The sequence below is a fragment of the Propionivibrio sp. genome (assembly GCF_047602565.1).
In the GTDB taxonomy this organism is placed as follows: domain Bacteria; phylum Pseudomonadota; class Gammaproteobacteria; order Burkholderiales; family Rhodocyclaceae; genus Propionivibrio.
Window position 1 is genome coordinate 3464961 of sequence record NZ_JASGGX010000001.1, and the last position, 21596, is coordinate 3486556.

At 66.2% G+C, this 21596-nt stretch carries 20 protein-coding genes and 1 pseudogene; 9 read left to right on the top strand and 12 right to left on the bottom strand.

Annotated features, from left to right (window positions below; translation table 11 throughout):
• The first annotated feature begins 28 nt into the window (after positions 1-28).
• Together QM701_RS16445 and QM701_RS16450 are read left to right on the top strand one after the other, a co-directional pair.
• The gene (locus QM701_RS16445; RefSeq protein ID WP_415168091.1) at positions 29-751 is read left to right on the top strand and encodes a glutathione binding-like protein; all 723 of its coding nucleotides are present in this window, start codon (positions 29-31) and stop codon (positions 749-751) included.
• A 29-nt stretch (positions 752-780) separates the two neighbouring features.
• On the top strand, positions 781-1806 hold the full coding sequence (locus QM701_RS16450; protein WP_415168092.1) for an RNA methyltransferase: 1026 nt from the start codon (positions 781-783) through the stop codon (positions 1804-1806).
• A gap of 18 nt (positions 1807-1824) precedes the next feature.
• On the opposite strand, the gene QM701_RS16455 is transcribed toward QM701_RS16450, so the two are convergent.
• The 5 genes from QM701_RS16455 to denD form a co-directional block, all read right to left on the bottom strand.
• Positions 1825-3105 (bottom strand): TRAP transporter large permease, encoded by a 1281-nt coding sequence (locus tag QM701_RS16455; protein WP_415167420.1) that lies wholly within the window; start codon positions 3103-3105, stop codon positions 1825-1827.
• A 14-nt stretch (positions 3106-3119) separates the two neighbouring features.
• On the bottom strand, positions 3120-3626 hold the full coding sequence (locus QM701_RS16460) for a TRAP transporter small permease (RefSeq protein ID WP_415168093.1): 507 nt from the start codon (positions 3624-3626) through the stop codon (positions 3120-3122).
• 102 nt (positions 3627-3728) lie between these two features.
• Positions 3729-4742, bottom strand: coding sequence for a TRAP transporter substrate-binding protein (locus tag QM701_RS16465; RefSeq protein ID WP_415168094.1), 1014 nt, complete (start codon positions 4740-4742; stop codon positions 3729-3731).
• Positions 4743-4842: 100 nt separating this feature from the next.
• Entirely contained in the window at positions 4843-5778 is a 936-nt protein-coding gene (locus QM701_RS16470; protein ID WP_415168095.1) for a sugar phosphate isomerase/epimerase family protein, read from the bottom strand.
• A 41-nt stretch (positions 5779-5819) separates the two neighbouring features.
• The gene (denD, locus tag QM701_RS16475) at positions 5820-6794 is read right to left on the bottom strand and encodes a D-erythronate dehydrogenase (protein WP_415168096.1); all 975 of its coding nucleotides are present in this window, start codon (positions 6792-6794) and stop codon (positions 5820-5822) included.
• A 204-nt stretch (positions 6795-6998) separates the two neighbouring features.
• Here denD and QM701_RS16480 point away from each other — a divergent pair, with 204 nt between their 5' ends.
• The gene (locus tag QM701_RS16480; protein WP_415168097.1) at positions 6999-7946 is read left to right on the top strand and encodes a LysR family transcriptional regulator; all 948 of its coding nucleotides are present in this window, start codon (positions 6999-7001) and stop codon (positions 7944-7946) included.
• Positions 7947-8016: 70 nt separating this feature from the next.
• On the opposite strand, the gene QM701_RS16485 is transcribed toward QM701_RS16480, so the two are convergent.
• Positions 8017-8685, bottom strand: a complete 669-nt coding sequence (locus QM701_RS16485) for a GntR family transcriptional regulator (protein ID WP_415168098.1) — start codon at positions 8683-8685, stop codon at positions 8017-8019.
• 244 nt (positions 8686-8929) lie between these two features.
• On the opposite strand from QM701_RS16485, the gene QM701_RS16490 reads away from it, so the two are divergent.
• Together QM701_RS16490 and cobT are read left to right on the top strand one after the other, a co-directional pair.
• Complete coding sequence (locus tag QM701_RS16490) at positions 8930-9934, top strand: Bug family tripartite tricarboxylate transporter substrate binding protein (protein WP_415168099.1); 1005 nt, start codon at positions 8930-8932, stop codon at positions 9932-9934.
• A 100-nt stretch (positions 9935-10034) separates the two neighbouring features.
• Positions 10035-11081, top strand: coding sequence for a nicotinate-nucleotide--dimethylbenzimidazole phosphoribosyltransferase (gene cobT / locus QM701_RS16495; RefSeq protein ID WP_415168100.1), 1047 nt, complete (start codon positions 10035-10037; stop codon positions 11079-11081).
• A gap of 99 nt (positions 11082-11180) precedes the next feature.
• On the opposite strand, the gene QM701_RS16500 is transcribed toward cobT, so the two are convergent.
• The 5 genes and pseudogenes from QM701_RS16500 to QM701_RS16520 form a co-directional block, all read right to left on the bottom strand.
• Positions 11181-12107 (bottom strand): SMP-30/gluconolactonase/LRE family protein, encoded by a 927-nt coding sequence (locus QM701_RS16500; protein WP_415168101.1) that lies wholly within the window; start codon positions 12105-12107, stop codon positions 11181-11183.
• A gap of 25 nt (positions 12108-12132) precedes the next feature.
• Positions 12133-12516: an ABC transporter permease gene (locus QM701_RS16505; protein WP_415169420.1), complete on the bottom strand. Its 384-nt coding sequence runs from the start codon at positions 12514-12516 to the stop codon at positions 12133-12135.
• Positions 12437-13096, bottom strand: a pseudogene (locus QM701_RS16510) (ABC transporter permease); the annotation flags it as partial. The pseudogene QM701_RS16510 and the gene QM701_RS16505, both read right to left, overlap by 80 nt.
• 16 nt (positions 13097-13112) lie before the next feature.
• A complete protein-coding gene (locus tag QM701_RS16515) occupies positions 13113-15038 on the bottom strand; it encodes a sugar ABC transporter ATP-binding protein (RefSeq protein WP_415168102.1) in 1926 nt (641 codons plus the stop codon).
• A 14-nt stretch (positions 15039-15052) separates the two neighbouring features.
• Complete coding sequence (locus QM701_RS16520; RefSeq protein ID WP_415168103.1) at positions 15053-16036, bottom strand: substrate-binding domain-containing protein; 984 nt, start codon at positions 16034-16036, stop codon at positions 15053-15055.
• A gap of 285 nt (positions 16037-16321) precedes the next feature.
• On the opposite strand from QM701_RS16520, the gene QM701_RS16525 reads away from it, so the two are divergent.
• From QM701_RS16525 to QM701_RS16535, 3 genes are all read left to right on the top strand, one after another.
• The gene (locus QM701_RS16525; RefSeq protein WP_415168104.1) at positions 16322-17578 is read left to right on the top strand and encodes an ATP-binding protein; all 1257 of its coding nucleotides are present in this window, start codon (positions 16322-16324) and stop codon (positions 17576-17578) included.
• On the top strand, positions 17575-18303 hold the full coding sequence (locus tag QM701_RS16530; RefSeq protein WP_415168105.1) for a response regulator: 729 nt from the start codon (positions 17575-17577) through the stop codon (positions 18301-18303). The genes QM701_RS16525 and QM701_RS16530 overlap by 4 nt, the downstream gene beginning before the upstream one ends.
• A gap of 166 nt (positions 18304-18469) precedes the next feature.
• On the top strand, positions 18470-19408 hold the full coding sequence (locus QM701_RS16535) for a nucleoside recognition family protein (protein ID WP_415168106.1): 939 nt from the start codon (positions 18470-18472) through the stop codon (positions 19406-19408).
• On the opposite strand, the gene QM701_RS16540 is transcribed toward QM701_RS16535, so the two are convergent.
• Positions 19405-20346: a LysR family transcriptional regulator gene (locus tag QM701_RS16540; protein WP_415168107.1), complete on the bottom strand. Its 942-nt coding sequence runs from the start codon at positions 20344-20346 to the stop codon at positions 19405-19407. The genes QM701_RS16535 and QM701_RS16540 overlap by 4 nt on opposite strands.
• Positions 20347-20562: 216 nt before the next feature.
• Here QM701_RS16540 and QM701_RS16545 point away from each other — a divergent pair, with 216 nt between their 5' ends.
• Positions 20563-21582 (top strand): TRAP transporter substrate-binding protein, encoded by a 1020-nt coding sequence (locus QM701_RS16545; RefSeq protein ID WP_415168108.1) that lies wholly within the window; start codon positions 20563-20565, stop codon positions 21580-21582.
• Positions 21583-21596 lie beyond the last annotated feature (14 nt).

A 21596-nucleotide genomic window follows, 5' to 3' on the forward strand; every position in this document is an offset into this window, starting at 1 on the left:
TTCCACCTCATCCGCCAAGGAGATACCGATGTTGAGCCTGTATTACTGGACCACGCCGAACGGCCACAAGATCACGATCTTTCTGGAGGAGGCCCAGCTGCCCTACGAAATCATCCCGGTCAACATCTCCAAGGGCGAGCAGTTCGATCCGGGATTCCTGCGGATTTCGCCGAACAACCGGATTCCCGCGCTGGTGGATCATGCTCCGGCCGACGGCGGCGCGCCCGTTCCGGTGTTCGAGTCGGGCGCGATCCTGCTCTACCTGGCGGAAAAAACGGGGCGGTTCATCCCGTCCGACGCGCGGGGAAGAACGGACGTCATGCAATGGCTGTTCTGGCAGATGGCGGGGCTCGGCCCGATGGCCGGGCAGAATCATCACTTCGCGCACTATGCGCCCGAGAAGATTCCGTACGCCATCGACCGCTACCTGAAAGAGACGAACAGGCTGTACGGCGTGCTGGACAAGCGGCTCGCCGGCCGCGAGTACATCGCCGGAGAGTATTCGATCGCGGACATGGCGTCCTATCCCTGGATCGTCCTGTGGCAGCGGCAGCAGCAGAATCTCGACGATTTTCCCAACCTGAAGCGCTGGTTCGAGCGCATCCAGTCCCGGCCGGCCGTCGTCAAGGCCTATGCCCTGGCCGCACGGATCAATACCGTCCCGACGGTGACCGAGGCGTCGAAGGCGCTGCTCTTCGGGCAGACCGCGGCGACGCAGTCGGTGGAATCCGCCAACCGCCGGGAGCGCTGACGTGCGCGTGCTGATACCATTCGCTTCCCATGCGAATCGATCAACTGCGCCGGCGCCTGCGCGAACTGGGCGCCAAGCCGTGCCACGAACGGCGGGTGCTGCGCGCCTGGCTGGGCGGGCAGCCGCTGGACGCCGGCGCGCGCCGCCAGCGGGCGGCGGATTTCCTGCCGCAGTCGCTGCGCGACGCCTTGCCGCAGCTGGCGGACGAGCTCGGCGGGCTGGCCCGGCTGCATGCCAGCCATCCTGACCGCCACGGCGCGGCGCGCCTGCTCGTCACCCTCAACGACGGCCAGACCGTGGAAAGCGTCCTGCTGCCGCGCGACGGCGTGTGCGTGTCGACGCAGCTCGGCTGCGCCGTCGGCTGCCTGTTCTGCATGACCGGGCAGGGCGGATTGCTGCGCCAGCTCGGCGGCGCCGAGATCGTCGCGCAGGTGGTATTGGCGCGCCGGCTGCGTCCGGTGAAGAAAGTCGTGTTCATGGGCATGGGCGAACCGGCGCACAACCTCGACAACGTGCTCGACGCCATCGAACTGCTCGGCGATGAGGGCCGCGTCGCGCACAAGAACCTGGTGTTCTCCACCGTGGGCGACCGCCGCGTCTTCGAGCGCCTGCCGCACGGGCGCGTCAAGCCGGCCCTGGCGCTGTCGCTGCACACCACCGACCCGGAGTTGCGCGCCCGCCTGCTGCCCAAGGCGCCGCGCATCCCGCCGGACGAACTGGTCGCGCTGGGCGAGCGCTACGCGCGCGCCACCGGCTACCCGATCCAGTACCAATGGACCCTGCTCGACGGAGTCAACGATTCGGATACGGAGATGGACCGCCTGGTCGAATTGCTGGCGGGCAAGTACGCGATGATGAATTTCATCCCCTTCAACGCCGTCGAGGGTGCCGGCTTCCGGCGCCCCGCCGCGCAACGGGCGCAGACGCTGATCGAGCGGCTGCGCCGGCACGGCATCGTCGCCTGCCTGCGTGACTCGGCCGGGCAGGAGGTTGACGGCGGCTGCGGGCAGCTGCGGGCGCGCAGCCTTGCCGTGGAGACGGCGCGCCCGGGATGAGGCGGAGCTCTTCCCGCCTTACCAAAACCACTTCATTGGCACGGTGACGAGCTGGGGGAAGAGGACGAGGAGGAACATGAGGGCGGTTTCGGCGAGGAGGAAGGGCCAGACGCCGATGATGACCTTGTCGAGGGATTCCTTGGAGACGCCGGCGACGACGTTGAGGACGGTGCCGACGGGCGGGGTGAGCAGCCCGAGGGCGTTGTTCATGATGAAGAGCACGCCGAAGTAGTAGGGATCGATGCCGGCCTGCTTGACCACGGGGACCAGGATCGGGCCGAGGATCAGCACGGTGGGCATCAGGTCGAGGGCGGTGCCGACGATGACCACCAGCACCATGATCACGAACATCAAGAGGATCGGGCTGTCCATGAACGGCTGCAGCATGGCGATGGCCTGGGCCGGGATGTTGGCGATGGTGATCAGCCAGGCCGAGACCATGGCGCAGGCGACCAGGAACATGATCGTGCTGGACGTTTTGAGGGCGGCGAGCATCAGGCTGGGGATCTTGCGATAGTCCAGCTCGCGGTAGATGAACAGGCCGGCGAAGGTGGAATAGAAGACCGCGACCACGGCCGCCTCGGTGGGGGTGAACACCCCGGCGCGCATGCCGCCGATGATCACGAAGGGCAGCACCAGCGCCCAGATGCCCTGGCGCAGGGACGCGAGCAGGCGGCCCAGGTCGAAGCGGTGATGGCTGGCGCCGCCCGGCTCCTTCTTGGACACGAACCACCAGGTGAGCGCCAGGGTCAGGGCGAACAGGACGCCCGGGAAGATGCCGGCCATGAACAGCTTGGTCACCGAGAGCTGGGTGGTCACCCCGAACACCACCAGGGGAATCGACGGCGGGATCACCGGGGCGATGCAGCCGGCGGTGGCGATGAGGCCGGCCGAGCGCGGCACGTCGTAGCCGCCGTTGCGCATCATCGGGATGAGCAGGGCGGCGACCGCGGCGGTGTCGGCGACCGCCGAGCCGGAGATGCTGGCCACCACCGCGGCGGTGATGATCGCCACGTAGCCGAGCCCGCCGCGCACGTGCCCGGCCAGGGCGTCGGCCACGGCGACGATGCGCTTGGAGAGCCCGCCGGCGTTCATCAGCTCGCCGGTGAGCATGAAGAAGGGCACGGCCATGAGCGGATAGTTGTTGGCGCCTTCGAGCAGATTCTGGGCGATGATCTGGGTGTCGAAGTTGTCCATCTGGATCATCAGGGCGACGCCGCAGATGAGCAGGGCGAAGGCGATCGGGGCGCCAAGCGCCATGGCGCCGAGCAGCGAGAAGAGGAAGGTGGCGATGGTCATGAAGGTCTCCTGGCTTACTCGCCGACGCTGCCGCTGTAGGGCACCAGTTCGTCCTTGCCCATCCGGCCGGTGAGCTGGCGCCACAGGCCGTAAGCGAGCACCAGGGCCATGCCGACGCTGGAGATCAGGAGGGACGTCTGGATGATGCCCATGGGGATGCCGGTGACCGGGGCGTGGTCGTCCATGCCGATGATCACCTGCTTCCAGGTGCCGTGGGCGAGCAGCAGGCAGCAGACCAGGGTCAGGAGGTCGGCGGTGAAGCGGCAGACGCGCTGGCCGCGTTCGCCGAGGCGGTCGACCACGCTGCTCATGCCCAAATGCCCGTGGTCCTTCATCACGATCAGCGCCCCGATCAGCGTCAGCCACATGAACATGAAGCGCGACGCCTCCTCCGAGAACACGATCCCCGAATTGAACCCGTACCGCAGCACCACGTTCCCGAACACCAGTACCGCCATGATCCCGAACATCACGATCAGCACCACTTCCACACCCTTGATTATCTTGCCAAGAAAATTCATGGCACCCCCCACGTCAAAACCCGAATTGTTATTTGCGGACGGGCCGGAACGCCGTGCGGCGCCCGGCCCGAACCGGGAAAGAAGACAGCCTGTTTCTGGAGATCAGCCGCCGCGCGCCGCCGCGATTTCCTTCTGCGCCTGCTCGACGATGTCCGCGCCGATTTCGTGCGTATAGCGCTCGACGATCGGCTTGAGCTTTTCCCTCATCTTGTTGGTTTCGGCCGGAGAAATGGCGGTCACGGTCATGCCGCCCTTCTTGAGCGTTTCGATCAGCTCGGCGGTCATCTTGCGATTCAGGTTGCGCTGGTAGGTGCGTCCTTCATAGCAACCCTCGCGCAGCTGGTCGCGTTCCTTGCCGTCGAGCTTGTCCCAGAACGCCTTGCTGACCAGGACGATATAGGGCGCATAGGCGTGGTTGGTCAGGCTGAGGTACTTTTGCACCTCGAAGAACTTGCTGGCGTAGATGATCGGCACGGGGTTCTCTTCCGCGTCGATGGCCTTGGTTTCCATGGCCGAATAAAGCTCGGTGAAAGGCATCGGGATGGCATTGGCTCCCAGCGCCTTGAACGAGTCGATATAGACCGGATTCTGCATGACGCGCAGCTTGAGCCCCGCCATTTCCTCCAGCGTGCCGACCGGCCGCTTGCTGTTGGTCACCTGGCGGAAGCCGTTCTCCCAGTAGCACAGCCCGATCATGTTCTTCGGCGTGGCCAGGTCGAGCAGCCGCTGCCCGAGCTTGCCGTCGAGCACCGCGTTGACTTCCTTCTCATTCTGGAAAAGGAAGGGGAGGTCGAACAATTGGAATTCCTTGATGATGGTGGCCACCGGTGCCGAGGCGACGATGGCGATTTCCTGCACGCCGCCGCGCACGGCGGCGATCATCTGCGTCTCCGAGCCGAGCTGGGTGGCCGGATAGACCTTGATCTTGATCTTGCCGCCGCTCAGGCGATCCATGATTTCCGCATACTTCACGGCGGCCACGCCCAGCGGATGCTCCGCCGCGATGCCATGCCCCAGGCGCACGTTGCGCTCCGGCGCGTTCTGCGCGTGCGAGACAGGACCATAGCTCGCCAGAACCGCCGTCGCCAGAGCCATGAATTTGATTGCATATGACATGTCGAACCCCCTTATGGATTATCAACCGCTGTTGTGCTACGAAAAATGGGAGGCGCCGGAAACGCCTCCTGTCCCTTCGCCTCCCGCGGACCGGAAACGCTCAGCGCGGCAGGATGGTGCGCAGGTAATCGCGGTTCATGGCGCAGACGGAGAGGCCGTCGCCGCCGTAGTGTTCGCAGAGGAAGGCGCTCTGGAAGCCGCAGGCGAGGACCTTCTGGATGGCCAGGCGGTAATTGATGACGCCCAGGGCCAGCGAGGTCGGATACGCGCAGATCAGCTTCTGCACCGGGTCCTCGATGCGCATGTAGTTCTTGACGTGCCAGTACTTGGCGTAGGGCGCGATCTTGTCGATCATCGCGGCCCAGTGCTCGACCGGCCGGTGCAGGCGCACCAGGTTGCCGATGTCGGCATTGATGCCGACCGCCGGCACATCGACGTCGTTGACGAATTTCACCGCGCCGTCGGCCGTGCCGATGTAGGTATCCTCGTACATCTCCAGCGAGACTTCGAGGCCCACTTCCGCGGCGTGCCGGCCGAGTTCGCGGATGCGGGTCACGGCCTTCTGGTAGATCGCCGGGTCGTCCGGGTTCTTGACGCCGTCGGCGGTCCAGAACCAGAGGTGCTTCTTCTGCTCCTCGGACAGCTCGCCGAACAGGCCGAAGGAAACGGCCTGGGCGCCGATCTCGGCGGCGGCGTCGATGACGCGGTGGTTGTAGGCGAGATACTCGTCGGCATGGACGGGGTCGATGACGCTGCTCGTGCGCGTCGTGGAAATGGCCGGAATGGTCAGCCCCAGGGTCTTGACGAGGTACATGAACTCGCGCCGGCGGCTCGGCGAGAGGTCCGCCACGCGCAGCCAGCTGTCGCTGGGGTCGAATTCGGTGAAGCCGGCGTCGACCACCTGCTGCAGGGTCGCCGCCCATTGATCGACCGACTGGTCCTGCACCCGGCTGCCGTCCGGCAGCACGCCCGGAAAGCCGTTCATCGCCGCCGCGATCGGCCAGGTGTCACGATTGAAACGCACGTTATTGCTCATCTTTTCTCCGATCCTTCTCGTTGCGAAATCTTTGCCGCCGGCTAGAGGCGGATCGCCTGATCGGCGATGTAGTCGCGGATGATCGATTCGATCCCGGCATCCGCCACGAAGCCCAGGCTCTCGGCGCGCTCGGTGCGGAAGCGCACCGGCAGGCTGTCGATGAACGCCTGGATGTCCGCGTCCGGCTGCCACTCGACCAGACCGGCCACGGCCGGCCCGGCGATCCTGGCGAGCGCATCCACGGCCTCGCCGGCGGTCACCGTCGTGCCGGGCAGGTTGAGCACGCGGTTGACGCCCCAGGCCGCGGCGGGAAGCTCGCAGGCATGGATCAGCGCGTCGACGACCTTGCCCGGCGAAAGAATCCAGATCCCCGTATCGCGGCTGACCGGGCAGCGCGCCGCCACGCCGTTGAGCGGTTCGCGGATGATGCCGCTGGCGTAGGATGATTTCGCCAGGTTGGGCTTGCCGGGACGCACCACGATGGTCGGCAGGCGCAGCGCCCGCCCGTCGAGAAAGCCGCGCCGGCTGTAGTCGTTGATCAGGTATTCGCAGCACACCTTCTGCGCGCCGTAGGAGTTCAGCGGCAGCGCGACCACGCGATCGTCGACGACCGGCGGGAAGCCGTGGCCGAAGGCGGCGACCGAACTCGAAAAGACGAAGCGGGGCGTCCGCGCTCGCTTCCGGCAGGCGTCCATCAGCGCGCGCGTGCCGTCCAGGTTGACGCGCATGCCCAGTTCGAAATCGGCCTCGGCGCCGCCGCTGACGACCGATGCCAGATGGAATACGGCCGCCGTCTCTTCCCCGACGATCTCCTCAAGCAAGCGGGCGTCGGTCAGGTCGCCCTGCACGTAGGTCAGGGCCTGCTCTTTACGCTCGGGAAAGTTGATGTCGAGCAGGGTGATCCGCGAGATCTCTACCGTCTTGCCCGCCGCATCCGTCAGGCAGCCTCTCCTGAGCAGTTCGCGCGCCAGCCGGCCGCCCAGGAATCCTCCACCTCCCGTCACAAGAACTTGCATGTCATTCCCCCTATCGGTTCAGGCTCCGTGCCGGACCACTTCCGGCCACGGTTAACACTGTTTCCACCCTGCAGCATGAAGGCGTCCCGCGAGGCCCGGGTGCGCAGGCGCACGCCTCGTGAATTTCGGAAAAATCCTACGCCCCGATATTTGTGATGTATATTTAAACTATTTAATATATCGATAAGCGGAAGTGAACGATAAATGCCATCCCGGCCCCCCGGTTCCACGACCCAGCTGTTGAACCGCCTGCGCATGCGGCAGGTGGCCCTGATCCTGGCGATCGATGAAGCGCGGACGCTGCGCGGGGCGGCCGAGTCGCTGGGCATGACGCAATCGGCGGCCAGCCAGATGCTGCACGAACTGGAGGAGACGCTGGGCGAGCCGCTGTTCGACCGCGTCGGGCGCGGACTGCAGCTGAACCCCGCCGGCCAGGTGGTGCTGCACAGTTTTCGCAACCTGCGCAACAACATGGCGGCCCTGACGCATGAATTGCACGAGTTGCAGCTGGGCGGTTCGGGCAAGCTGCTGGTGGGATGCATCATGGTGGCGGTGCCCACCCATCTGTGCACGGCCATCGTCAATCTGAAGAAAGCCTATCCGCTACTGTCGATCGAAATCGTCGTCGATACCAGCGACCGGCTGGTCAGGATGCTGCGCGACGGGACGCTCGACGTGGTCATCGGCAGGATGCCGGTAGCCAACGGTTCGCTGGAACAGGACTGCCTCTTCCACTCCATCGGCGGCGAGGTGATTGTCATGGTCGCCGCGGCCGACCATCCGCTGCTGCGCCCGGCGAAGAAGCAGATAAGCTTCAAGGCCCTGCTGTCGTACCCGTGGATATTGCAGCCGCGCGGCAGCCCGTCGCGCGAAGTGATCGAGCAGGAACTGCTCGCCCACCATGCCGCGCCGCCGCTCGGCCTGGTCGAAACGACCTCGATCCTGGTCGCCGCCAACCTGCTGGCGTTCGAAAACATGATCGCCGCCATTCCCCTGTCGATCGCCCGGCCGTACGAACAGCACGGCATCCTGAAAATTCTCCCGTATGCCTTCAAGCACACGCTGACCGACTGGGGATGCATCGTCCACCGCGATCGGACCGTCGGCCCGACCACGCAGGAGTTTCTCCGGCTGATGAGTTCCCGCTGCTGAAACGCGCGGCAACCGGCGGACGCGCCGGCGGGGAGGGCGCGGCGGCGGCTCCTGGCCGGGACCTCCCCGCTCAGCCCACCCCGGAAATCTCCGCTCCGACCAGCTCCCGCGAGACCAGCCAGCCGTTGCGATAGTGGGCGCGCAGCATTTCGCGCAGCAGCGGCCCGTTGCGTTCCTTGAGGAAGCGCAGGATCAGCTCGTGTTCGGCGACAGCGCTGTCCCAGCGTTCGCGCCGCAGGTTGCCGGCGAACCGGTAGCGCCGGATGCGCGCGCACTCGGCGGCGTAGATCCGCGACAGCGCCCGGTTGCGCGCCGCGTTGACGATGCGCTGGTGAATGGCCTGGTTGAGTTCGAAATAGTCCATGAGCTGCCCGGCCTCGTAGGCCTCCAGCATGCGGCGGTGCAAGGCGTCGATCTCGTCGATCTCCGGCGGCGTGATGTGCCGGCAGGCGGACTCCGCCGCCAGCCCTTCCAGCCCGACGAGCACCTCGATGGTCCCCTCGACGTCGTCCATCGACATCGCGGTCACGATTGCGCCCCGGTTGGGCACGATGGTCACCAGCCCCTCTCCGGCCAGGATCTTGAACGCCTCGCGCAGCGGCGTGCGCGACAGTCCGGGAATCTGCTCGCCGATCTCCCGTTCGGAAATCCGCTGGCCGGGCATCAGTTCGCCGGCGACGATCATCTGCCGCATCCGGTCGGCGGCCTCCTGCGTGCGCTTGCCGTGGCTGCCACTCATCGTTCGTTCCATTCGCTCGACTCTATCCAATACGGTCATGGATCAACATTAAATACAATAATCTACAAAAGACGGAAAAATAGGCGTATAAACACGCCAATATAAAGTAAATTACATACAATAATAAAAACCAGCCGTGGCCGGCATCGCCGTGCCAACGACTGCGGGCAGCCCCTGTTTCAACCCGCAGCACGATACATGACGTGACATCCGTTGCCAAACCAGCCCTTTCAAGGAGGCCATCATGCAAGGAATTCATCGCCCGCTGCTTCTCGCCACGCTCTGTGCGACGCTCCTGCCCGGAGCGGCCGTCGCCGAATGGAAACCGACCCGGCCCGTCGAATTCGTCGTTTCCGCCGGGCCGGGCGGAGGGACCGACCAGTTCGCCCGGGTCGTGCAGCTGGCCATCCAGAAGCACCATCTGATGCCGGTGTCGGTCATCGTCTCGAACAAAAGCGGCGGCGCCGGCTCCGAAGCCTTCGTCCACGTCAAGACCAACGCGGGCGACCCGCACAAGGTACTGTTCTCCACCAATCTCGCCTACCTGACGCCGATGATCGTGAAGGCCGGCTACAAGGCCGAGGACATTCGTCCGGTGGCCATCATGGCGGCCGACGAATTCTTGCTGTGGACGCACGCCAACGCGCCCTACAAGACGGCCAGGGACCTCATCGCGGCGGCGCGTGCCAAGGAGGGCGCGCTGCGCATGGGCGGCGGGCATTCGAAGGACACCGACCACATCCTGACCCGGCAGATCGAAAAGGCCACCGGGGTCAAGCTGACCTACATTCCGTTCAAATCCGGGAACGAAGCGGCCATCCAGCTGGCGGGCGCGCACATCGATGCCAACACCAACAACCCGAACGAGAACATTTCCCAGTGGAAAGCCGGCAACCTGCGGCCGCTCTGCGTATTCGCGCCGCAGCGGCTGAGCGCCTACACCGACAAGGTCACGGCGAACGCTTCCTTTGGCGACGTGCCCCTGTGCAAGGACGAAGGCATTCCGATCGAGCAGTTCAACATGCCGCGCACCGTATGGCTGCCCAGCGGGACGAGCGACGAGCAGGCCCAATACTATATCGGCGTGCTCGCCAAGGTGCGCGAAACCCCCGAATGGAAGGAGTGGCTGCGCACCGGCATGCAGTCCGATTTCTTCCTGACCGGCAAGAAGCTCGACGCCTACGTGGAGGCCGACATGGCGAAGCACCGCAAGCAGTTCGCCGAGGACGGCTGGCTGATCGCCGAGTGAGCGGGGCCGGCGCGGCGCCGGGGGCGGGAGCGGCCGTGGCGCCGCGCTCCCGCAACGCGGGCGGGCGGCGTAGAATCCAAGGCTTTTTGAGCGCCCACCCATGCAGTTCTCCATCCGCCCGGTCGGCCATGAGCTCGACGCCGCGCTGCAACACAAGATCGACAACAAGACCAAGCCGCTCGGCTCGCTTGGCCAACTGGAAAGGATCGCGCTCAAGGTCGGGCGCATCCAGAACACGCTCTCGCCGCGATTCACCCAACCGCACATGCTGATCTTCGCCGGCGACCACGGCGCGGCGAAGGCGGGCATCTCGGCCTACCCGCAGGACGTGAGCTGGCAGATGGTGGAGAACTACCTGCGCGGCGGCGCGGGCGCCAACGTGTTCTCCCGCCTGAACGGCATGGCCATGGTGGTGATCGACGCCGGCGTCGCGCACGACTTCGGCGAGCGCGACGGCCTGATCGATGCCAAGATCGCGCCGCGCGGCACGCGCAACTACCTCGTCGAACCCGCGATGACGCGCGAGCAGTGCGCCACCGCGCTGGCCCGCGGCGCCGGTTTCGCGCGCGAAGCGATCGCCCGAGGCTGCAACGTCATGGGGCTGGGCGAAAAGGGGATCGGCAACACCGGTTCGGCGTCGCTGATCACGCACCTGCTGACCGAGACGCCGCTCGCCGAATGTGTCGGCCGCGGCACCGGACTTGACGACGCCGGCCTCGCGCACAAGCGCGCGCTGATGCAGCAGGCGATCGATCGCGCGCAGCTCCCGCCCGACGCCGACGTGATGGCCATCCTGACCGAATTCGGCGGCTTCGAGATCGTGATGATGGTCGGCGCCTACCTCGCCGCGGCGGAGGCCGGCATCACCCTGCTCGGCGACGGCGTCATCGCCACCTCGGCGCTGCTTGCCGCCGCGCGCATCGAACCGCGCGTGCTCGACTACGTGGTCTTCTGCCACAAGTCTGCCGAGGCGGGCCACGCCGTGCAGTTGCGCGCGCTCGACGCCGACCCGCTGCTCGACCTCGGCATGCGTCTCGGCGAGGGCACCGGCGCGATGGTGGCCTATCCGATCCTGTGCGCCGCGCTGGCCTTCATGAACGAGATGGCCAGCTTCGAATCGGCGGGCGTGAGCAAGAGCGTCCGCTAGCCGAAGCGCAACGGCCGGGCTGAATCCGAAGCCGGGCGGCAGGCCCGGGCTGCGCTTGCCGGACCGGCGGCCGCGCCTGCCGGGCCTTTGATAAAAACCCTAGGCCGCCGGCGGGCGCACGGCCCCGGCGGCATTCACGAAGATGGCGTACAGGGAGGTCGTTCCGCAGATGAACAGGCGGTTGCGCCGCACGCCGCCGAAACAGACGTTGGCCACCACCTCCGGAACGCGGATTTTTCCGATCAGGCTGCCGTCCGGCGCGATGCAATGCACGCCGTCGCCGGCGCCGACCCAGAGATTGCCCTCGCTGTCGACCCGGAAACCGTCGTACAGGTCCTCGGTGCATTCGGCGAATATCTCGCCTCCCGCGAGCGAGGCGCCGTCCTTCCCCACCGCGAAGCGGCGGATGTGCCGCCTGCCGTCCGGCGAATGGGTACGGCCGGTATCGGCGACGTACAGCAATTTCTCGTCGGGCGAAAAAGCCAGCCCGTTCGGCATCTGGAAGTCGGTCGCCACCGCCTTCAGCGCGCCGGACGCCGGATCGAACCGCCACACGTGGCAGCCGTCGACCTCGTGCGGCGCCGGATAGCCCTCGTACGCCGTATCGATCCCGTAGCTGGGGTCGGAGAACCAGACGCTGCCGTCCGACTTGACCACCACGTCGTTCGGCGAGTTGAACCGCCAGCCCGGACCGCCGCCGCACAGCACGGTGCGCGAGCCGTCATGCTCATAGCGCGAGACGCAGCGCCCGCTGTGTTCGCACGCGATCAACCGCCCCTCGCGGTCAACGGTATGGCCGTTGGCATGGAACGAAGGCGACTGGAACACGGACACCGACCCGTCCGTCTCGTCCCAGCGCATCACGCGATTGTTCGGGATGTCGGACCACACCAGGTAACGCCCGGCGGCGAGATACGCCGGCCCCTCGCACCAGCGGCAGCCCGAGTGGAGCTTTTCGAGATGCACGTTGCCCAGCGCGAGCCGGCGGAAACGCTCATCGATGATTTCGATGCAGTCGGTGAACATGGAAAACTCCTTTCAATGGGAATGCTCAGCGTGTCGTCCGGCGGGCCATCAGGCGCTCGATGAGGACCGCGCCGATGATGATGCTGCCGATGGCCGCGCCCTGCCAGAACGGTGAAATCCCCAGCAGATTCATGCCGTTGCGGATCATGACCATGATGAATACGCCCATCAGCGTGCCGAGCACCGAGCCGCGCCCGCCGAACAGGCTGGCCCCGCCGATGACCACGGCGGCAATGGCGTCCAGTTCCATGCCGTTCCCGGCCAGCGGGTCGATCGAGAGCAACTGCCCCGCGATCAGCGCGACCGAAAGCGTTGAACAAGGCGCCGCAGACGACATAGACGAGAATCCTGTAGCGCGTCGCCGCCAGGCCGGCGATGCGCGCCGCTTCGAGGTTCGAGCCGATCGCATAGATGGTCCGCCCGCCCTTTGCCCAGGTCAGGTACGCCCAGGCCACGGCATAGCAGGACAGCAGGATGACCACGTTCATCGGCACGCCCAGCGTGCTGCTGTCGACCAGCCGGCCGAGCGATTCGGGCACGTCGGAGATCGACTGCTGCCCGGAAACGACGTACGCCAGGCTGCGGCAGATGGCCATCATGCCCAGCGTCACCACGAACGGGGCCAGCCCGAAGACGGCGACCAGGACGCCGGAAAGCAGGCCGATCGCCGCGCCGCAGGCGATCGCCAGGAACAGCGCGGCGGGAATCGGCATCTCGCGCATGGCGAGGCCGAGAATGATGCCGGTAAGTCCGGCGACCGAGCCGACCGACAGATCGATGCCTCCGGTCAGGATGACGAAGGTCATGCCGATCGCCACCACGCCGATCACGACCGACTGGTCGAGCAGGTTGAGCAGATTGTTGGCGGTCAGGAAATGTTCCGAAGACAGCGCCAGGATCAGCCCCAGGACGAGCGCGAGGCCCAGCATGCGGACTTCGATGGTGCGTGCCAGGCGGGCGGCCGGGGAAAGCGGGGTCGGAGTTGGCATGGGCGGCGAGCGATACTCAAAGGGTCAGAAGAATGCTTTCGTTGTCCTGTCCGGCGACGGCTTCGGCGATCTCGGCGCGCAAGGCGGCCAGCCGCGCGGGGGAAACGCCGGCGGCCAGGGACAGGCCGATCACGCCGAGATCGTGCCCCCGCGCGTTGCGCACGCCGAGCAGGCAGGTCGCCGTGCCGTCCGCCTCGACGATCGTGCCGCGCGCATCGGCCCGGCCGAGCGCGCGCGGTACCCGGCTCTGCGCGATCGGGCAGACCGCTCCGGAAGAAAAGCCCAGCGCGTCCTGGGCATTCGGCGACGCGGCAAGGCAGATCAGCACATCGCGCTCGACGATGGCCCAGAAGCCCGCGGCGCCGTGTTCGGCCGCCATGCGGTCGATCCAGGCGCGCTGCGCCGCCATCGAACTGCGCGGCGCCGCCAGCATCAGCAGCTTCTCCTCGTCGAGCAGTTCCGCCGGCACCGACCCGATCGAACGGCCGTCGCTGACCGGCACGATCCGGTTGCAGAGGTCGATGAGTTCCTGGAAATCCGACGAGACGACGAGCACCGCCACGCCCTCGGCGGCGACGGCGCGCAGCAGCGCGTAGATGGCCGCGCGGGCGCCGACGTCGATGCCCTTGGTCGGCTCGTCGAGCAGCAGGATGGCGGGCTCCAGCAGCAGCCAGCGCATCAGCAGGATCTTCTGCTGCATGCCGCCGGAGAAACTGGACATGCTGTCGTCGTCGAGCCGGTGCGGCGGCAGGTCGAGCCTGGCGGCCAGCTCCGCCGCGCGCCGCCGGAAACGCTGGTAGCGGATCAGCGGCGAGCGCTGCGCCGAAAGCGCCGCCACCAGCAGGTTCTCGCGCACCGAAAGGTCCGGCAGGATGCTTTGCGCGCGGCGGTCCTCGGCCAGATAGCCGAACCCGGCGCGGATGGCGTCCAGCGGCCGCCTGGGGCGGAACGGCTCGCCGCGCAGGCGGATGCTGCCGTCCTGCAGGGCGCGCAGTCCGAAAATCGCCTCGAGCGTCTCCGAGCGCCCGGCGCCGACGAGTCCGCCCAGGCCGAGGATTTCCCCGCGCCGCAAGGTGAAACTCATGTCGCGCAACAAGGGACCGGCGCGCAGGCGCTCCACCTGCAGCAGCGGCGGGCCGGACGGGGCGATTTCCCGCGACGGATCGCGCCGCACGGGTTCGAGGTCGCGCCCGATCATCAGGCGGATCAGTTCGCCCTGCGTCAGGTCCGCGGTGGGAATCCCGCGCGCGGCGACCTTGCCGTCGCGCAGCACGGTCACCCGGTCGGTGATGGCGAACAATTCCTCCAGCCTGTGCGAGACGAAAACCATCGCGCATCCTTCGGCCCGCAGGCGATCCATGACGGCGAACAGCCTGGCGGTTTCCGCAGGGCTGAGCGAGGTGGTCGGCTCGTCGAAAATGATGACGCGGGCGTTCAACGCCAGCGCCCGCGCGATCTCGACGAGCTGCCGGTGGGCGGCGGCAAGGTCGCCGGTGCGCGCCTGCGGATCGATCTCCGCCGCGACGCCCAGTTGTTCGAGCAGTTCGACGGTCCGGCGGCGCATGTCGGCGAAACGGCAGCGGCCCGCGCCGCCGTAACGCGGCAGGAAGACGTTTTCGAACACCGGCAGATCCGGCGCCAGGCTGGTTTCCTGCATCACCATCGCGATGCCGGCTTCGAGCGCCTCGCGCGGAGAGCGGAAGCGGCAGGGGTCGCCGGCCAGCAGCATCCGCCCCGCATTGGGCTGCAGATGGCCGGCGATCAGCCGGGACAGCGTCGACTTGCCCGCGCCGTTGGCGCCGAACAGCGCGTGCACCTCGCCGGCGGACAATTCGAAATCGATCGCCTCGAGCACCGTCACGGCGCCGAAGCGCTTGGTCAGGCCCTGCGTCGTCAGCATGGGGGCGAGGCCGCCATGCCGGCCGGCGATCGCCGCCGGCATGCGGATTTCCGGCATTACGGGTTGTTGGCGAAAACGTTGAGCCGGATCTGGTCGGCCTTCGACTCGGCCGTTTCCCTGGTCACCGTCATGATCTCGACCATTTCCTCCTTGGGCGGCGTGTCGCCGGACAGCTTCGCGGTCAGCAGCTTGGCCGCGGTGGCTCCCATCAGGTACGGCTGCTGCATGCCGGAGCCGACGATGGCGCCGTCCTTGATCGCCTGCAGCAGTTCCGGCGTGCCGTCGAACGCCGCCACCAGGACCTGTCCTTCGCGCCGCGCCGCCTTGACCGCCCTCGCCACGCCGATCGCCTGCTGGTCGGACTGGACGAAGATGAGGCGCAGGCCGGGATTGGCCGTCAGCATGTCCTGGGCGAAACGGAAGGACTCGTCCGCGGTGAAGGTCTTCATTTGCTGCATCGGCACTTCCTTGACGATGCCGGCCGCCTTCATCGCCTCGCGAAAGCCCTGGGTGCGCAACTGCCCGTTCTTCCGGGTCTGCGGGATGGCGATGATGCCGTACGCGCCGTTGGTCCAGCCCTTGGCCTTGAGCGCCGCGGCGGCCGCGTCGCCGATGCCGCGCGCGCCGGCCAGGTTGTCCGAGGCGACGAAGCTGACGTAGTTGCCGCGCGAGGTGCCGATGTCGCAGATCACCACCGGCACCCCCGCCTTCTCGGCGAGATCGAGCACGCTGGGCGCCGTCGAACTGTCCGTCGGCGAAATGACGATGCCGGCGGCCCCCTTGGCCAGCGCGTCCTGCGCGTTCTTCAACTGCGTGCCGCCGTCGTTGTTCGAGTCCAGCGTCGTCAGCGTGTAGCCGGCCACCTTGGCGTTCGCCTCGACGCCGGCGGCGACGTAGCGCCAGAAGGAAACGTTCAGGGACGGCGTGATATAGACCAGATTCCTGCTCTGCGCCATGGCCGGCCCCGCCGCCAGCCCCATGGCGACGATCGCCCAGCCCGCCAGGACCCTCAACGGGGTATGAAACAGCGTCTTCCTCATAGTTGCCTCCATGAATTAACCCATCGATTCATCACCGGACAGCCGTTTCTTCCGGACACGCACGCCAACGCCTGCCCATCCCATGCCGGCGCATTTCCGCGACGTTCGTTCCCCCGCCACCGTTTCTTTTTCTTGTCGCCCGACAGGCGAACTATCACACGGCCGGCGGCGTGCGCTTAAGCGTCATGCGCGAAAAAATTTTGCGGGTTCCCGCAAGAAAATCCCGGCTTCCCTGCTGGCGCATGGCACACTGCTCGCCGATAGTGCACGAAAACCTGCGCTGCCATGCCAAACGCCGTCACCGCCATCGACCTCGGGAAAATCCTGTCCATCCAGCGAGCCATCGCCGGCCAGCTCGATTTTCGCGCGGTGATTCGCGCGGTATCCAACGAAATCAGCGGGCTCCTGCCGCACGATCACCTCGATGTCGCCGTGCTCAGCGGCGACAATGCGCAGGTCGCCGCCTACGAGACGGGCCTGCACACCGAGTGGGACGCGGAGACGAGCGCCTTCAAGCCGGTCGCCGAAAGCCCGATCCGCGACCTGCTGCGGGGCCGCGTGGGCCACATCGTGACCGACGACGCGCAGACGGACCCGCGCTTCCATTTCGCCGGCGCGTTCTCGCAACCGATCTTCGCGGCGGGATTGCACAGCCGCCTGCACGTTCCGCTCAAGGTCGAGGGGCGGGTCATCGGATCGCTTTCGTTCTCCACCCAGGAAATCGGCACCTACGGCGACGACGAGGTCGAAGCGGCAAAGGTCGTCGCCGACGTTCTTTCCTCGTACTTTTATTCGCTGCGGCAAAGCGAGCTGGCCCGCCAGCACGAACTGCAGCAGATGGAAGCGGAGGCCCGCGCCGAAGGGCTGCGCATCGGCGCATTGCACCTGACCGAGGAACTGGAAAACGCCCGCCAGGCGATCGGCATGGATCTGCACGACCAGACCCTGGCGGACCTGACCCGTATTTCGCGGAGCCTCAAGCGGCTGCTGGCGCGGGACGCCCTGCGTCCCGGAGATCTGCAGCCGCTGCTCGAGGAGGTCGAGCATTGCGTGCGGGAATTGCGGGTGATCATCGACAACGCGAAACCCTCGGTGCTGCAGTTCTTTGGCTTCGGCCAGGCCGTGGAGGCGCTGCTCGAACGCAGCGTGCGCGCCGATTCGTCGCTGCTCGACTACCGCCTCGTCGATGACGGCGATTCCGGCATCGAGGATTTGCCGGGCAACACGCTCGTCGCGCTTTACCGCATCGTGCAGGAGGCCATCAACAACACCATCCGTCATGCCAACGCCTCGCGCATCGACGTCGAAATCGGGCGGCGGGACGGATGCGTCCGCATCGTGGTGGCCGACGACGGCAGCGGGCTCTCCAGGACCTCCGGCCGGCGTTACGGAGGGCTGAGCAACATGCAGACGCGCGCCTCGCTGATCCAGGCGGCCTTGTCGGTCACGCCGCATCCGGACGGACGCGGGACCCGGCTGGAAATCGTCCTGCCGGACCCGCCGGCCGGCGGAACCCCGACCGCACCTGACAACCGCAAATGAACACCTACCTGATCGTCGAGGACGACACCCTGCATCGCAATTTCCTGCGCGAGGTGATGATCAATTCCGATCTCGAATGCACGCAGCTGGTCGAGGCGGCCGACGGCGACGAGGCGATCCGACTGGTTCAGGAGTACGGCCCGAAAGGGATCGTCATGGACTTGCAGATGCCGAAGAAAACGGGCGTGCAGGCGGCCAAGGCGATCTGGGCCGCGCAGCCGGACATGCCGATCGTTTTCTGGTCGAACTACGACGACGAAGCCTATGTGCGCGGCATCACGAAGATCGTGCCCGCCTGCGCGACCTACGGGTACATCCTGAAAACCTCGTCGAAGGAGCGGCTGCGCCGTTCCATCCGCTGCGTATTCCTCGAAGGGCAGAACGTCATCGACCGCGAGATCCGCGGGGTCCAGCAGCGCAGCCAGGGGCGCGCCGACGGGCTTACCGAGTCGGAATACGAGGTGCTGCTCGACATCACCATCGGCCTGACGGACCAGGCCATCGCCGAGCGGCGCAAGCTTTCCCTGCGCAGCGTCCAGGGACGCCTGCAGCAGCTATATGGAAAGCTCGGCGTCATCGAAATGCCCGCCCTGCGCAGCGGCGCCGCGCAATTCAACAGCCGCACGCGCGCGGTCGCGGTCGCCCTGATGTCGCGCCTCATCAACCAGAAATCGATCGAAATCGCCGAGCTCGATTTCCGGCGCACCCTCGGCCAGGACGAGTAATCCTTCGGCCCCATATTAGAATCCGGTTTGCCCGGGCGGATCGGCGTGAAATTCGATTTCGATCGAACGGCCTCGACAGGCATGCCGTCAAGCGGCTTGCATCGCTCCGTCGACCGGGCAATCTCCTTTTTCGATCCTGCGCTAGCCGCGACCCTGGAGCCGCACCATGCATGAGTTCATGAAAATCCTCTTCGCCTCCGGACAGAAGGGCTTCGAGCTGGCGTTCTTCGTCCTGATGCCGATCATGGTGTTCATGATGGCGGTGATGCGGGTGCTCGACCAGAAGGGCGTGCTGCGCCGCGTCGCCATCCTCGCCGCGCCGGTGCTGCTGATTTTCGGCATTCCGGGGCTTGGCGCCTTTGCCATCGTGCAGATCCTCTTCGTCAGCTTCGCCGCGCCGACGGCGACCTTCCGCATCATGGACCAGGACGCGGCGATCTCCGACCGCAAGATCGCCGCCGGATTCGCCGCCGTTCTCTGCATGTCGCAGGCCAACGCCACGTTTCCCTTGTCGGCCTTCGGCCTCAACCTGCCGGTGGTGATGGCCACCTCCGTGCTCGGCGGGCTGGTCTCCGCCTGGCTGACCTACCGGATTTTCGCCAAGCACCTGGCGGACGGCGCGGAACTCCCGGCCGCCGAGGAAATCCGCCCCGTCCGCGAGAAGCAGCGCCTGGTGCAGATGATCCTGGGCGGCGGCGAGGAAGGCTTCCAGCTGGCGCTCAAAGCCGTGCCGGTGCTGGTGCTGGCCGTGCTGCTGGTCAACGTGCTCAAGGCGGTCGGCGCGATCGGGCTGCTGGAAACGATCTGCGGGCCGGCCTTCGCCCTGGTCGGCGTCGCCCCCGCCGCGGTGCTGCCGATCGTCACCAAGTACATCGCCGGCGGGACGGCGATGATGGGCACCACGCTGCCGATGCTGCAGGATCAGACGATGACCGTGCTCGACCTGAACCGCATCGCCGGCTTCACCATCAACACGCTGGACCCGGTGGGCTTCGCCGTGCTGATGACCGCCGGCCCCCGTTTCGCCCGCTTCGCCATGCCCGCGGCCAAGGGCGCTTTGTTCGGCATCCTGGTGCGCGGGATCGCGCACCTCGTGATCTTCTAGTAAATCTCCGCGGCCACCGCGCGGATGTGCCGCAGCAGCAGGTTCGCGCCTTCGGACAGCACCTGATCGCGCGAGGTGATGATGCCGAAGCGCTCCATCCGGCACGGGATGTCGATCGGCAGGATCGCCAGTTCGCCGGTGGCGACGTAATAGCGCGCCACCTCGACCGGCATCACGTGCAGGAAGTCGGTCTGCTGCAGGAGGCTCATGGTCACCGACATGGCCGTCGTCTCGACGACGTTGGCCGGCATGTCCAGGTCGGCCCGGCGGAACATCATGTCGAAGCGGTTGCGCAGGATGCTGCCGCGCGCTGAGAGAATCCACTTGGCCTGCGCCAGCTCCTTCAGCGTCAGCTTCGGGTGCGCGACCAGCGGATGCGCCCGGCGCCCCACCACGCACACCACTTCCTCGGTCATGTCCTCGTAGAGCAGGCTCGGCTCGTCCTCCCGTTCCAGGATGCGGGCGATCAGGAAATCGAGGTGCTCCTGCTTGAGCTTGACGACCAGATCATTGCTGGTGCTGACCTCGACGCCGATGCACAGGTTGGGCGCCTCCTCCTTGGCGCGGGCGATCGCGCGCGGAATCAGGGTCAGCGCCGGCGCCACGATCACGCCGATGTTGACGTGCCCGGACAGGCCGGCGCGCAGCGTGGCGATCGACTGCTGCCCGTGCGCCAGGTGCGCCAGCGCCATGCGCACGTGGCGGATCATCGTCTCGCCGTAAACCGTCGGGCGCACGCCGCGCGGCAGCCGTTCGAACAGCGGCACGCCCAGGATGTCCTCGATGTCCTTGAGCATCTTCGAAACGCCGGGCTGCGTCATGTTCGCCGCCTCGGCCGCCTGATGCAGGTTGCGCGTTTCGTCGAGCGTGACCAGCAGGAGCATGTGCCGGGTCTTCAGGCGCGTGCGCATGCGGCCGGCGACGTCGTTCTCGTTCATGGTTTCCCCCGTCTTTGTTCTCGGTTCAACCCCGAACCGATACGAATAATGGTATCGCAAACTACAAATAATTCATTTGTTCTGCATTTTTTTAGTCATTAATCTTCGCCCACAAAAACAAAGACGCAACACCCGGTTTCATTTATCCGCGCAGTTTTCTTTCCGCGCGCACGATCGACGCAAAGCCCAAAAATCAAACACCTTCGGGAGGACTACATGACGTACGCTTTGAACTTTTCCACGCTCCTGGCCGCCGCCTTCGCCGCCGCCTGCATCCCCGCCTCCGCCGCGCAGGCGCAGGAACGCAACGTCCGCCTCGGCATCTGCATCGCCGAGGACCATCCCCTGGGACAGGGGTCCAACAAGTTCGCCCAGATCATGGAACAGCTCAGCGGCGGCAAGACGAAGGTCAAGACGTATCCGGCCTGCCAGTTGGGTTCCGAGACCCAGCAGATCGCCGCGGTGCGCGGCGGCGTGCAGGAGATGACGGTCGTTTCCTCCGCGCCGGTGGCCACGATCATCAAGGAGTTCATGCTCTTCGACCTGCCTTTCCTGTTCCAGAGCGACAGCGAGGCGGACACGGTGCTCGACGGCAAACTGGGCCAGCAGCTGCTCGACCTGGCCACGCCGAAGAACATGATCGGCCTGTGCTACTGGGAGAACGGTTTCCGCCAACTCTCCAACAGCAAGCGCCCGGTCGCCACCATGGACGACATCAGCGGGCTGAAGGTCCGCGTCATGCAGAACCCGGTGTACCTCGAATCCTTCAAGTCGATGGGCGCCAACGCGATCCCGATGCCGATGACCGAGCTGTACACGGCGCTGGAGACCAAGGCGGTTGACGCCCAGGAAAACCCGATCGCCAACATGCACGCGAGCAAGATGTATGAGGTGCAGAAGTACGTCAGCCTGACCAACCACGCCTACGCGCCGTACGTCGTCCTGGTCAGCAAGGCCTTCTGGGACAAGCTCGACAAGAAGGAGCGGGACGACATGTACAAGGCCTGCCACCAGACGCGCGACTACGAGCGGTCGCTGATCCGTAACCTGTCCGCCGGGCTGCTCGAGGACATGAGGAAGCGCGGCATGACCGTGACCAACGTCTCCGACGCCGAGATCGCCAAGATGCGCGAGCGCACCAAGCCGGTCGTCGAGCGCTTCACCGCGGAAATCGGCGCCCCCATCGTCACCCAGGCGCAGCAGGAAATCGCCGCGGTGCGCAAGAACGGTAAGTAAAACCCGAGGGGCGG

Bases quoted from the DNA above. Each gene is read 5' to 3' on its own strand.
- QM701_RS16530 (WP_415168105.1), top strand. From the start codon at position 17,575: ATGAACACCTACCTGATCGTCGAGGACGACACCCTGCATCGCAATTTC.
- QM701_RS16505 (WP_415169420.1), bottom strand. From the start codon at position 12,516: ATGCGATCGGCTCGAACCTCGAAGCGGCGCGCATCGCCGGCCTGGCGG.
- QM701_RS16520 (WP_415168103.1), bottom strand. From the start codon at position 16,036: ATGAGGAAGACGCTGTTTCATACCCCGTTGAGGGTCCTGGCGGGCTGG.
- QM701_RS16465 (WP_415168094.1), bottom strand. From the start codon at position 4,742: ATGTCATATGCAATCAAATTCATGGCTCTGGCGACGGCGGTTCTGGCG.
- QM701_RS16535 (WP_415168106.1), top strand. From the start codon at position 18,470: ATGCATGAGTTCATGAAAATCCTCTTCGCCTCCGGACAGAAGGGCTTC.
- QM701_RS16450 (WP_415168092.1), top strand. From the start codon at position 781: ATGCGAATCGATCAACTGCGCCGGCGCCTGCGCGAACTGGGCGCCAAG.
- QM701_RS16455 (WP_415167420.1), bottom strand. From the start codon at position 3,105: ATGACCATCGCCACCTTCCTCTTCTCGCTGCTCGGCGCCATGGCGCTT.
- QM701_RS16540 (WP_415168107.1), bottom strand. From the start codon at position 20,346: ATGAACGAGAACGACGTCGCCGGCCGCATGCGCACGCGCCTGAAGACC.
- QM701_RS16485 (WP_415168098.1), bottom strand. From the start codon at position 8,685: ATGAGTGGCAGCCACGGCAAGCGCACGCAGGAGGCCGCCGACCGGATG.
- QM701_RS16525 (WP_415168104.1), top strand. From the start codon at position 16,322: ATGCCAAACGCCGTCACCGCCATCGACCTCGGGAAAATCCTGTCCATC.
- QM701_RS16460 (WP_415168093.1), bottom strand. From the start codon at position 3,626: ATGAATTTTCTTGGCAAGATAATCAAGGGTGTGGAAGTGGTGCTGATC.
- denD (WP_415168096.1), bottom strand. From the start codon at position 6,794: ATGCAAGTTCTTGTGACGGGAGGTGGAGGATTCCTGGGCGGCCGGCTG.
- QM701_RS16500 (WP_415168101.1), bottom strand. From the start codon at position 12,107: ATGTTCACCGACTGCATCGAAATCATCGATGAGCGTTTCCGCCGGCTC.
- QM701_RS16445 (WP_415168091.1), top strand. From the start codon at position 29: ATGTTGAGCCTGTATTACTGGACCACGCCGAACGGCCACAAGATCACG.
- QM701_RS16470 (WP_415168095.1), bottom strand. From the start codon at position 5,778: ATGAGCAATAACGTGCGTTTCAATCGTGACACCTGGCCGATCGCGGCG.
- cobT (WP_415168100.1), top strand. From the start codon at position 10,035: ATGCAGTTCTCCATCCGCCCGGTCGGCCATGAGCTCGACGCCGCGCTG.
- QM701_RS16515 (WP_415168102.1), bottom strand. From the start codon at position 15,038: ATGCCGGCGGCGATCGCCGGCCGGCATGGCGGCCTCGCCCCCATGCTG.
- QM701_RS16490 (WP_415168099.1), top strand. From the start codon at position 8,930: ATGCAAGGAATTCATCGCCCGCTGCTTCTCGCCACGCTCTGTGCGACG.
- QM701_RS16545 (WP_415168108.1), top strand. From the start codon at position 20,563: ATGACGTACGCTTTGAACTTTTCCACGCTCCTGGCCGCCGCCTTCGCC.
- QM701_RS16480 (WP_415168097.1), top strand. From the start codon at position 6,999: ATGCCATCCCGGCCCCCCGGTTCCACGACCCAGCTGTTGAACCGCCTG.